Source organism: Ruegeria sp. YKSE079 (genome assembly GCF_059612845.1).
Genome location: NZ_JBXWRJ010000001.1, coordinates 77,947 through 89,647 on the forward strand (window position 1 = coordinate 77,947; position 11,701 = coordinate 89,647).

Annotated in this window: 9 protein-coding genes; 2 read left to right on the plus strand and 7 right to left on the minus strand. The window is 55.6% G+C overall.

All coding sequences use genetic code 11. The features are described from left to right. Position 1: 1 nt before the first annotated feature. Together aspT and AC2FMY_RS00355 are read left to right on the plus strand one after the other, a co-directional pair. Entirely contained in the window at positions 2 to 1,693 is a 1,692-nt protein-coding gene (gene aspT / locus AC2FMY_RS00350; RefSeq protein WP_496747012.1) for an aspartate-alanine antiporter, read from the plus strand. Positions 1,694 to 1,706: 13 nt separating this feature from the next. Next, positions 1,707 to 3,335: a bifunctional aspartate transaminase/aspartate 4-decarboxylase gene (locus AC2FMY_RS00355; RefSeq protein ID WP_496747010.1), complete on the plus strand. Its 1,629-nt coding sequence runs from the start codon at positions 1,707 to 1,709 to the stop codon at positions 3,333 to 3,335. On the opposite strand, the gene AC2FMY_RS00360 is transcribed toward AC2FMY_RS00355, so the two are convergent. From AC2FMY_RS00360 to lipA, 7 genes are all read right to left on the minus strand, one after another. After that, the gene (locus tag AC2FMY_RS00360) at positions 3,329 to 4,258 is read right to left on the minus strand and encodes a GlxA family transcriptional regulator (RefSeq protein WP_480751641.1); all 930 of its coding nucleotides are present in this window, start codon (positions 4,256 to 4,258) and stop codon (positions 3,329 to 3,331) included. The two genes, AC2FMY_RS00355 and AC2FMY_RS00360, sit on opposite strands and share 7 nt — an antisense overlap. Before the next feature lie 172 nt (positions 4,259 to 4,430). Beyond that, positions 4,431 to 7,289: an aminomethyl-transferring glycine dehydrogenase gene (gene gcvP / locus AC2FMY_RS00365; protein WP_480751640.1), complete on the minus strand. Its 2,859-nt coding sequence runs from the start codon at positions 7,287 to 7,289 to the stop codon at positions 4,431 to 4,433. Between the two features lie 72 nt (positions 7,290 to 7,361). Beyond that, positions 7,362 to 7,727 carry a glycine cleavage system protein GcvH gene (gcvH, locus tag AC2FMY_RS00370; protein ID WP_480751638.1) on the minus strand — a complete coding sequence of 122 codons (366 nt, stop codon included), beginning with the start codon at positions 7,725 to 7,727 and terminating at the stop codon, positions 7,362 to 7,364. A gap of 16 nt (positions 7,728 to 7,743) precedes the next feature. Further along, entirely contained in the window at positions 7,744 to 8,841 is a 1,098-nt protein-coding gene (gcvT, locus tag AC2FMY_RS00375) for a glycine cleavage system aminomethyltransferase GcvT (protein WP_480751637.1), read from the minus strand. Between the two features lie 29 nt (positions 8,842 to 8,870). Then, positions 8,871 to 9,284, minus strand: coding sequence for a universal stress protein (locus AC2FMY_RS00380; RefSeq protein ID WP_480751636.1), 414 nt, complete (start codon positions 9,282 to 9,284; stop codon positions 8,871 to 8,873). Between the two features lie 69 nt (positions 9,285 to 9,353). Continuing rightward, complete coding sequence (locus AC2FMY_RS00385) at positions 9,354 to 10,727, minus strand: alanine/glycine:cation symporter family protein (RefSeq protein ID WP_480751634.1); 1,374 nt, start codon at positions 10,725 to 10,727, stop codon at positions 9,354 to 9,356. Between the two features lie 25 nt (positions 10,728 to 10,752). After that, entirely contained in the window at positions 10,753 to 11,694 is a 942-nt protein-coding gene (lipA, locus tag AC2FMY_RS00390) for a lipoyl synthase (protein WP_480751632.1), read from the minus strand. Between the last annotated feature and the right edge of the window lie 7 nt (positions 11,695 to 11,701).

Genomic DNA, 11,701 nt, shown 5'->3' on the forward strand with positions numbered 1-11,701 from the left:
GATGCAATGGCTTCTGGATACGCTTCGGGATCATCCTGAGTTGTCGGTTTTTCTGTCAATCGGGATCGGGTTCCTGATTGGTCCAAAAAGCATCAAGGGCTTCAGCCTCGGCACCGTAACGGCCACACTCTTAGCAGCCGTTGTGATTGGCCAGGCACGCATCGAGTTGGCCCCTGAGTTGAAATCGACCTTCTTCATTCTATTCATTTTTGCGGTTGGATATGGTGTCGGACCGCAATTCATGCGCGGTTTCAAATCCGATGGATTCAGACAGATCCTTTTTGCCCTAAGCGTGTTGATCGTATGCCTGCTGGTTCCACTTCTGGCAGCACTAATCGCAGGACTGGATATCGGTTATGCCGCCGGGTTCTACGCAGGTAGCCAGACAATCTCGGCCGCTATTGGTGTTGCGTCCGAACAACTCACTCAAATGGGATTACCGAGCGAGGATGTGTCCAAATACAACAACCAGATTCCTATCGCTTACGCTGTGACCTATATCTATGGAACCATTGGTTCCGCGTTGATCCTTGCCAAGTTGGGGCCTCGCCTGCTCAAGATCGACCTTGTCGCCGCCTGCAAGGAATACGAGCAGCAGATGGGGGGCGGTGCGCAGGAAGATAGCGAAGACATGGGTGACCATTTCGCCTATCACGCGATTGAGGCCCGTGCGTTCGTGATGCCCGAAGGCAGCCCGCTTGTAGGCAGGCCCTTGGACGACTTGCTGCCCGATACCCGCATATTTGTGGAACGCTTGCGCAGGGATGGAAAAGTTATCGAGGCAGATTCCGCTTCCGAACTCAAGGCCGGGGACATTGTGGTTTTTTCGGGTCACCGCGCTGAATTGGTCAAACACCTGGAAAACACGATGCAGGAAGCAGATGTACCTGAGTTGCTGCGCTTCGAGATCGAAAAGCTGGATGTTCTGGTAACAAACCGACGCGCTCACGGTAAGAAGCTTGAAGCACTCGGAAAATCCTCGTTGGCTCGGGGTGTCTATCTAACCAAGATTACGCGGAACATGGTCGAATTGCCAATTCTGCCCAAGACAGAGTTACATCGAGGGGACATCCTGACAATAACCGGCAGTAAGCGGCACGTGGAGGCTGCGGTTAAGGCGCTTGGATACGCGGACAGACCTGTGGAAACAACGGATCTCGCCTTTGTAGGATGGGGGATATTCCTTGGCGGTCTGGTCGGGACTCTAACCTACGTCTTTGACGGTTTGCCCATCAGCCTGTCGACAACTGGCGGAGCGTTGTTGGCGGGATTGCTGCTTGGATGGCTGCGCACTATTCATCCGACATTCGGGCGCATTCCATCGCCTGCACTTTGGCTGATGAACACCATGGGGCTGAATGTTTTCATCGCCGTTGTGGGAATTTCGGCAGGACCCGGCTTTGCCGATGGCCTGCGTCAGGCAGGCATCGCACTTTTGCTTTGGGGCGTGGTTGCTACATCAGTACCGATGATTTTTTCCGTCTATATCGGTTACTATGTCTTCAGGTTTCATCCGGCGATCCTGTTCGGAGCCTGTGCTGGTGTTCGAACCACGACCGCTGCATTGGGCATGATTCAGGAAGCTGCCCAAAGCCGGATCCCTGCACTGGGTTATGGTATGCCCTACGCCATCGGCAACACGCTCTTGACCATTTTCGGTATGATCGTCGTCATCGCGATGGCGCGTTTCTAAAAGGTATTTAACAATGGACCAATTGAATCTGCACGATTTTGAAGCTCTCAGCCCGTTCGAAATCAAGGATGAGTTAATAAAACTGGCCAGCGAGGATTCGCGCCGTTCTAGCCATGCCTTCCTGAACGCAGGTCGAGGTAATCCTAACTGGATCGCCACGCACCCGCGCGAGGCTTTTTTTCTTTTGGGTCAATTCGCAATTACCGAAGCGAAGCGGGTGATGGATGATCCTGCAGGGATTGGCGGCATGCCTGCTCAGCAGGGATGCGCAGACCGCCTGCGCGAATGGCTGGTAGAGAATGCAAGCATGCCGGGCGCGGACACACTGGCAGAGGTGGTTGCGCATGCAATATCTGCCTTTGGATTCGATCCGGATTCATTTGTTCACGAATTGACGGATTCGATCATCGGTGACAACTATCCAGTTCCCGACCGGATATTGCATCATAACGCCGTCGTCGCACATGAATACCTGATGTGGTCTATGTGCGCCGGCCACCGCCCAGACGAAAAGTTCGACTTGTTTGCGGTCGAAGGCGGCACGGCCGCAATGTGCTATATTTTTAAGGCGCTCAAGAACAACCGGCTGTTGAACCCGGGCGACACGATTGCTCTGGGAACGCCGATTTTCACACCCTATCTCGAAATGCCGGAGCTTGAAGACTATAACCTTGTGACTATTCACGTATCCGCCCGCGAAGAAGACGGCTTCCAGTATTCCGACGCCGAACTCGACAAGCTGAAAGACCCAAAAATCAAGGCCTTCTTTCTGGTCAACCCAGGCAACCCATCTTCGGTTGCAATGAATTCGAAAACTCTTGCCAAACTGGATGATCTGGTAACCAACACCCGACCGGACCTGATCGTCCTGACAGATGATGTTTACGGTACGTTTGTTCATGACTTTCAATCAGTTCTCGCGCACCTGCCCCGCAATACAATCGGCGTTTACTCCTATTCCAAATACTTCGGCTGTACCGGCTGGCGCTTGGGCCTGATTGCTGTCGCTCAGGACAACATCCTGGACGAAAAACTGGCTGCGCTGCCGGAAGAAACGAAACTAAAACTGGACAAACGTTATAGAACGCTCAGCCTCAATCCGAGAGAAATCCGCTTCATTGACCGTATTGTGGCGGACAGCCGAGATGTGGCGCTTAACCATACGGCGGGGTTGTCATTACCTCAGCAGGTGATGATGTGCCTGTTTTCTCTTTGCGAACTGGTCGATACCAAAAAGACTTATCAGGCCGCCTGCATGGAAATCGTCCATAGGCGCTTCAACTTACTGACTGAGTCGCTCGGTATAGATGTATCCTTCGGCAATAACTATGACGCCTACTACGGCATCATCGACTTCGAGTACTGGTTACGTCAGTACGTCGGCGAAGACGTAGTTCAGTGGATCAAGCAGAATGTTCACCCGCTGGATATCGCGTTCAAGCTGGCCGAAGATCACGCTATCGTATTGCTGAATGGCGGTGGATTTGATGCACCAAACTGGTCAGCGCGCGTATCGTTTGCCAATCTTCCGGACGAGGCTTATGCGAAAATCGGTCGTGCTGTCAGAGCTGTCGCTCGCGGTTATGTTCAGGCATATCGAGCCGCGCAAAATCAACCGTTGCACGGTAACACCAATCAGTGATTTGAAGCGCGCCTGCCCCGAAATGATCGCCGGCGCACAGATTGAGGTGTTTCACCATATTCCCGGCGAAACCAGCGTGCCAGATTGGAACATGTCCCAAAGCCGGTGGCGACAACGATTTCTGTAAGCGGGAGGCTTGTGTGCTCCAACAATTGCCGGGCACGTTCGATTCGCAAGGCGCGATAGGCCGTAAGCGGCCCCGAACCTGTCAGATCCAGAAAACGCCGCTGCAGTTTTCGAGTGGAGACGCCCAATTGTTCCGCTAACTCGCCTATCTTCAGTGGCTCTTCCAAATGCTGACGCATAATGTCCAGACAACCTGCGATCAATCGATCCCCCTGCGCACGTTGCACCAACGACAACGAGACCTTGCTTTGTTGCTGGCGCGGGTCAGCGCTCAAGCCCAGATAGTCACTCAAGGCGCTGGCGGTGAATTGGCCGTGGTCCTCGCCGACAAACTCGAGTAGCAGCCGCAGGGCAGCAAAACTGCTAACGGCAGTACAGACAGACCCGGACGTTGCAGAATGTGCACCGGGAACACGCTCCACCAATTGCTCTTCAGCCGCAGCCGCGGCGAAATTGGGGTGAATGGCAACGGAATATCGTTCCTGCAATCCGGTGTCGCATAACAAAAAGATCGCACCGCCAATCAAAACTGACCTGTTTGCGAGTCGTAGAATCTGATGTATTCGATTTCGTTCGTCCGAAGTCAGATGCCAGCGATCATGAATATCCCCGAGAAAAATAACTGTGCGATTGGCCCAGTAACGGGCATCCTCCGCAGGTTGTGCCGAAAGCTTTCTCACGGAAATCTCGTATGGCGCGCCTTTTACCAGTTCGTTCGCAGCTCCAAAAAGGTCAACGACAATCTGAGCAGAAGCCTCTGTCGCGCTAGTTGGCACAATAACGTCAATTGCAGTCATTCGAGAACTCGACACCACGAGTCCGCGTACCGGAGCCGAAGTTTGGGGATTTGATGCACAATAGAACACATTGCCCTCCATTTAGCGGAAGTTGCGCGGCGGGTTTGCCGGTTCATTGCAGGTTATTGATGCGTCCCGCCTAGCAACTTAGACGGGACGCCTGCGCAGCAGATTAAGCTGCGTCTTCTTCATAATCCGACATCGGCGGGCAGGTGCACACCAGATGGCGGTCACCAAAGACATTGTCGACCCTGTTCACCGGCGACCAGTACTTGTCGACGACAAAACTGCCGGCTGGGAAGCATGCCTGTTCCCGCGTGTACGGACGATCCCATTCGCCTACCAGATCTCGCACCGTATGCGGCGCGTTTTTTAGTGGGTTGTTTTCGGGATCTATTTTTCCGTCAATAATGTCCTGCGCTTCTTGTCGAATTGACAGCATTGCATCACAGAAACGATCCAGTTCTGCCATTGGCTCGGATTCGGTCGGCTCCACCATCAGAGTTCCGGCAACCGGCCAGGACATTGTCGGCGCGTGGAAACCGCTGTCGATAAGTCTCTTGGCGATGTCGTCCACAGTCACGTTTCCATCTTCTGCAAGCGGTCGTGTGTCGAGGATGCATTCATGCGCCACACGCCCCGATTCTGAAGTGTAGAGAACCTTGTATGCGTCCTTGAGCCTGGCAGCGATGTAGTTAGCGTTCAGGATTGCCACCTTGGTCGCTTGCGTTAGACCCTCGCCGCCCATCAGCAACAGGTACGCCCAGCTGACCGGCAGGATCGACGGTGACCCGAACGGCGCGGCCGAGACAGGACCAATGGCCTGGTTCAACTCAGGATGTCCCGGCAGATAGGGTTCCAGATGCGACCGAACGCCAATCGGTCCCATGCCGGGGCCTCCTCCGCCGTGCGGGATGCAAAAAGTTTTGTGTAAGTTCAAGTGGCTTACATCCCCGCCGATCTTACCCGGCTGGGCCAGACCGACCATCGCGTTCATGTTCGCGCCGTCGATATAGACCTGACCCCCATGATCGTGAACGATCTGGCAAACCGCCTGCACTGTCTCTTCAAACACACCGTGCGTCGAAGGATAGGTGATCATGCAAGCAGCCAAATGATCGGAGTGTTTCTCGGCTTTTGCCTTGAAATCGGCAATGTCGATGTTGCCGTGGTCATCTGACTTCACCGGTACCACTTGATAGCCGACCATATTGGCGGTCGCCGGGTTAGTGCCATGCGCCGAGGTAGGGATCAGGCAGATGTTGCGATGCCCTTGTCCCTTGGCCGCGTGGTAGTTCCGGATGGTCAGCAAACCGGCATACTCCCCCTGCGCGCCCGAGTTGGGCTGCATGGAGATGGCGTCGTAGCCGGTGATCTGACACAGTTTGTCGTTCAGATCCGCTATCATCTCGTGATAGCCCTGTGCCTGATCCTCTGGGCAGAACGGGTGCAGGTTTCCAAATTCCGGCCAGGTCACCGGGATCATCTCGATGGTCGCGTTCAGCTTCATCGTGCACGATCCAAGCGGGATCATTGCACGGTCCAATGCCAAGTCGCGGTCAGCGAGACGGCGCATATAACGCGTGATCTCCGCTTCGGCACGGTTTAGGTGGAAGATCGGGTGGGTCAGGTACTCGCTTTCCCGCAGCGCATAGTCGGGCAAGCGGTACATGCGGTTCTTTTGGCTATCGTCTTTCTTGTCGATGCCGAATGCACCCCAGACGGCTTCGATGGTTTCCGGGCGCGTTTGCTCGTCAAGCGATATGCCAACCTTGGTTTCGCCGACCTTGCGCAAGTTGATGCCACGGGCAACTGCAGACTCCATAACAACCTTCTGCAGGTGACCAACCTCGACAGTGATGGTGTCGAAGAATACCTCCGGTTCGACTTGAAAGCCATGCTCTTCCAACCCGGCGGCCAAACGCGACGTCTTGCGGTGCACCGATTGGGCAATCGCCTTGATGCCATCCGGGCCATGATAGACCGCATACATCGAAGCGATGACGGCAAGCAGGGCCTGAGCGGTGCATACGTTGGAGTTTGCTTTTTCGCGGCGAATATGCTGCTCGCGGGCCTGAAGTGCAAGACGGTAGGCCTTGTTGCCGCGAGCATCGACCGAAACGCCAATGATACGACCTGGCATCGAACGCTTGAGAGCGTCGGACGTCGCCATGTAAGCCGCGTGCGGCCCGCCATAACCCATCGGAACGCCAAAACGCTGGGTCGATCCCACTGCAATATCCGCCCCCATTTCGCCGGGCGACTTCAGAAGGGCCAAAGCCAAGATGTCTGCGGCAACAATGGCAATCGCCTTGTGCTCATGCAGGGCAGCGATTTCCTTCGTGAAATCACGCACGTGACCATAGGTACCGGGATACTGGAAGATCGCTCCAAATACGGCACCCGGATCCAGATCATCGGGATCAGCCACCTGGACGTCGATGCCCAACGGTTGCGCGCGAGTCTTGATTACCGCGATGGTCTGCGGGTGGCAATTCTTGTCAACAAAGAACGCCGCATTGTTGGCCTTGGATCGCCCACCTCGCTTGGCCATCGTCATAGCCTCGGCTGCGGCGGTCGCCTCGTCCAGCAGGGATGCATTCGCGATATCCAACCCAGTCAAGTCGCTGACCATGGTTTGGTAGTTCAGCAACGCCTCAAGACGACCTTGCGAGATTTCTGCCTGATAGGGCGAGTAGGACGTATACCACGCCGGGTTTTCCAGAATATTTCGCAGGATCGGCGCCGGTGTCGTGGTGCCATAGTAGCCTTGCCCGATCAAAGACGTCAGAACCTTATTCTTGGACGCTACTTCGCGCATGTGAAACAGTGCATCGCGCTCGGTCATTGCCGGACCCCAATCCAGCGGCTCTTTCATGCGAATTGCCGGGGGCACCGTGGCGTCGATCAGTTGATCCAGCGTCTTGAAGCCAATCACCTTGAGCATGTCGGCCATCTCACGTGGGGATGGTCCGATATGACGGCGATTGGCAAAGTCATATGCTTCGTAATCGGTCAGTTTGAAGGCCATTTCAGCACTCCTGTTGCGAAACTTGAACCCGGCAGATCCAGCCGCCGGGAAATCTTGGAAATGTCGCGGCGATCAACCGATCAACGCTTTATATGCGTCAATATCCATCAGGTCTTCGAGCTGTGAAGCATCTGTTACCTTGATCTTGTAGATCCACGCGTCGGCTTCGGGGCTTTCGTTGAGCGCGCCGGGATTGTCGGCAAATACTTCATTTACCTCTACGATTTCACCATCTACCGGAGCGTAGAGCTCCGATGCGGCTTTGACGGACTCGATTACGCCGATTTCGCCGCCCTTCTCGAACTCTTCTCCAACGTCACGCTGTTCAACGAAAACTACTTCTCCCAATTGATCCGCGGCGTGTTGTGTAATGCCCAGAGTGGCGACGTCGCCCTCGACCGTGATCCATTCATGCTCTTCCGAGTAATAGGTTGCCATTGCTTTCTCTCCTGGCTTAACGCTTGTAGTTCTGTGTGACGAAAGGCAATGCCACGATTTCCGCAGTTTGCGCTTTGCCACGAATGATGAGGTTCACTTTCTCACCTGGTTCACCATGACCCGCCGAGACATAACCCATTGCGACCGGGCCGCCCACAGTTGGGCCAAATCCGCCCGAGGTGATCTGTCCGATGGGGTTGCCCTCGGCACATTGGATTTCCACGCCCTGGCGTGCTGGCGCTCGCCCTTCCGGTTTGATCCCGACCAGCTTGCGCGTGGCGCCTTCGGCCAGTTCCTTTTGAATGCGCGCAGCTCCCGGAAAGCCACCCTCTTCCTTGCGACGTTTCTGGATTGCCCAGCTCAGCGACGCTTCAATCGGCGAGGTCGATTGGTCGATATCGTTGCCGTAAAGACAAAGCCCGGCTTCTAGTCGAAGGCTATCTCGTGCTCCAAGGCCAGCCGGTTCGCAATCTTCATGTGCAAGAAAAGCTTTGGTGATTTCGATGGCCTTGTCTTCGGGGATCGAGATTTCATAGCCATCTTCACCGGTGTACCCCAAACGAGAAATGCGGCATTCGACGCCGTTGATCTCTCCGAGCGTTGTCTCCATGAACTTCAGGTCACGGGCAGCGGAGCAGAGTGCACCCACCACATCTTCGGCCTTCGGACCTTGCACTGCGACTAGCGCACGGTCGAATAGTTCGGTTACTTCTACACCTTCCAGATTTGCCGCCATATGCGGGATATCTTGGTGGCGCAACGCGGCGTTCACAACGACAAAGTAGTGATCACCTGCGTTCGACACGATCAAGTCGTCCATGATGCCGCCATCCTGGGTGGTAAAAAAACCGTAACGTGCCTTGCCTTCTTTCAGTGTCGCAAAAGCCTGAGGGCACAATGTTTCGAGCTTTTCGCCCACATTTTCGCCCCTAAGGATCACTTGACCCATGTGAGAAACGTCAAAAACTGCTGCCTTTTCTCGGCATTGCTTGTGCTCACCCATAATTCCCATGGGATATTGGACCGGCATTTCCCAGCCGGCAAAGTCGACCATCTTGCCGCCTAGTTCCACGTGCAGATCGTAAAGCGGGGTGCGTTTGGGCGCGTCGGTCATAACAAAAGCCTTTCAATATCTGATCCGGTTCAGCCGCGAACGACCATGACCGAACAATGAGCGTTTCGAACAACGCGGGCAAGGTTTGGCCCGATCTCGAAGTTTGGAAAATCACCCTCTGCCGAAGCCATCACGATAAGATCAAACGCACCCTTGTGGGCAAGCTTGAGGATTTCACGATACACGCTGCCTTCCTCAATATGAACTGTCACGTCGACAGCGCTACCACTAGCCAGTACGGCCTGCACAGCTTTTCTCACGTGCTCTTTAGCGCCGTGACCATAATTTTCCGGAAGGTTAGGCAACTTGATAATCTCGGGAACGACCGAAACAGCATGCAGTTCGGCACCATAAAATTTCGCCTGTTCCAGGGCTAGCGGCAGTGCCTTTTTCCACGACCGTTCATCGGTGTGATCAATCGGCAGCAGTATCTTTGTGGCCATCGGTCATCTCCTCGATAGTAGGAATTCGCTTTAAGGAGGCAGGGGGCCACCACGGCCCCCTGCCGACAGTTATTCGGCAGGTGTTCCGCCGGGTTCTTCCGATTTGCCGCCGCTGGCAAAGAACTCTTTCGTCAACTTGAAGACGATCGGGCTCAGCAGGGCCAGGGCGATCAGGTTCGGAATGGCCATCATGGCGTTCAGCGTATCGGCCAGCAGCCAGATGAAGCCCAGATCCGCAGTTGCGCCGAAGTAGATCGCAATGATCCAAAGGATGCGGTAGGGAAGCAGGGATTTCACGCCCAGCAGGAACTCAACGCATTTCTCGCCGTAGAAAGACCAGCCAAGGATGGTGGTGAAGGCAAAGATCGACAGAGCGATGGCGATGATCGAACCACCGATACCCGGCAATGTGGACTCAAACGCTAGCGAGGTCAGCGCCGCACCGGATTCACCCGATGTCCACGCACCAGACGAGATGATCGCCAGACCGGTAATCGAGCACACGATGATCGTGTCGATGAACGTACCCAGCATCGCAATCAGACCCTGATTGACCGGGCCTTTGGTCTCGGCTGCCGCGTGTGCAATCGGTGCCGAACCCAGACCGGCTTCGTTCGAGAACACACCACGTGCCACGCCAAAGCGAATTGCCATCCACACAGCCGCACCGGCAAATCCGCCTTCGGCGGCCGACGGGGTGAAGGCGTAGGTAAAGACCAGCGACAGGGCGGAACCGATGTTGCCGATGTTGATCAGCAGAACCAGCAGGCCGGCAGCGATGTAGGCAATTGCCATGAACGGAACCAGTTTACCGGCAACCGCGCCGATGCGGGTGATGCCGCCCAGGATAACAGCTGCGGTCAGAACCATCAGAACAACACCCGTGACCGAGGTGTTCAGGCCAAAGTTCGATTCCAGAACCTGAGCCACACCGTTTGCCTGCACGCCGTTGCCGATGCCGAAGGCAGCAATCGCGCCGAACAGGGCAAATGCAACGCCCAGCCAGGCCCATTTCGCGCCAAGACCGTTTTTGATGTAGTACATCGGGCCGCCAACATAGTTGCCCAGTTCGTCTTTCTCGCGGTATTTCACCGCGCAGACAGCCTCGGCATATTTGGTGGCCATGCCCACCAGGGCGGTCATCCACATCCAGAACAAGGCGCCCGGACCGCCCAGGAAGACAGCAGTGGCCACACCGGCGATGTTACCGGTACCGATGGTTGCCGACAGCGACGTCATCAGCGCGTTGAAGGGGCTGATCTGGCCTTCGCCCTGCCCTTCACGGCCTTTGAACAGCAGGCTGAAGCCCGTGCCAATGCGCAGGATCGGCATGAACTTCAGACCGACCTGCAAGAAGAAGCCGACGCCAAGGATGAGAACCAGCATCAGCGGCCCCCACACGACGCCATTGATGGCCCCTACGATTGAATTTAACGCTTCCATGGTTTCCCTCCCATTTGCGTTTGGTTTATGCCCCTTTGGCGATGGCCCGCTGACGGGCCTGCCGGAGAGCAGCGAAATCTTCGTCCGCGTGGAACGACGACCGGGTCAGTGGAGTTGCTGACACGTGCAAAAAGCCCTTGGACCGGGCAATCTGTTCCAGTTGGGCGAACTCGTCCGGTGTCCAGAACCGGTCAATTGGATGGTGTTTCGGAGTTGGTTGCAGATATTGACCAATGGTCAGGAAATCGACCTGCGCAACCCGCAGGTCATCCATGACCTGACGCACATCCGCGAGCGTTTCTCCCAAGCCCACCATCAGGCCGGATTTAGTGAATATTTCGGGTTTGGCACGCTTGGCGTCATCCAGCAACCGCAGCGACGTGTAATACCGCGCGCCGGGACGGACGGTCGGATATAGGTGCGGCACGGTTTCCAGATTATGGTTGAACACGTCCGGCGCGGCGTCAAAAACTGCCTTGGCGGCGTCGCCCTTGCCCAGAAAATCGGGGGTCAGAACTTCGACTGTGGTGCCCGGGTTCTGGTGGCGTACCGCCCGAATGGTCTGGGCAATATGCTCGGCCCCACCATCGGCCAGATCGTCGCGATCGACCGAAGTGATGACGACGTGGCGCAGGCCCAGCTTCTTGACCGCCGCCGCAACACGACCGGGTTCAAAGGCGTCCAGCGCGTCGGGACGGCCAGTAGATACGTTGCAGAACGAACATCCGCGTGTGCAGACCTCGCCCATAATCATCATAGTTGCGTGCCGTTTGGACCAGCATTCGCCGATATTGGGGCAAGCAGCCTCTTCGCAAACTGTTGCCAGTTCATGATCCCGCATCAGGCGGCGGGTTTTATAGTACTCGCTGCCTTCGATCTTTTTCTTGCGAATCCACTCCGGTTTGCGCGGAATCGCGCTGTCAACCTTTCTGGCTTTCTCGGGATGGCGCAAACGGGGAACATTCATCGATCAG

Bases quoted from the DNA above. Each gene is read 5' to 3' on its own strand.
- gcvH (WP_480751638.1), bottom strand. From the start codon at position 7,727: ATGGCAACCTATTACTCGGAAGAGCATGAATGGATCACGGTCGAGGGC.
- AC2FMY_RS00355 (WP_496747010.1), top strand. From the start codon at position 1,707: ATGGACCAATTGAATCTGCACGATTTTGAAGCTCTCAGCCCGTTCGAA.
- gcvP (WP_480751640.1), bottom strand. From the start codon at position 7,289: ATGGCCTTCAAACTGACCGATTACGAAGCATATGACTTTGCCAATCGC.
- aspT (WP_496747012.1), top strand. From the start codon at position 2: ATGCAATGGCTTCTGGATACGCTTCGGGATCATCCTGAGTTGTCGGTT.
- AC2FMY_RS00360 (WP_480751641.1), bottom strand. From the start codon at position 4,258: ATGACTGCAATTGACGTTATTGTGCCAACTAGCGCGACAGAGGCTTCT.
- AC2FMY_RS00385 (WP_480751634.1), bottom strand. From the start codon at position 10,727: ATGGAAGCGTTAAATTCAATCGTAGGGGCCATCAATGGCGTCGTGTGG.
- gcvT (WP_480751637.1), bottom strand. From the start codon at position 8,841: ATGACCGACGCGCCCAAACGCACCCCGCTTTACGATCTGCACGTGGAA.
- lipA (WP_480751632.1), bottom strand. From the start codon at position 11,694: ATGAATGTTCCCCGTTTGCGCCATCCCGAGAAAGCCAGAAAGGTTGAC.
- AC2FMY_RS00380 (WP_480751636.1), bottom strand. From the start codon at position 9,284: ATGGCCACAAAGATACTGCTGCCGATTGATCACACCGATGAACGGTCG.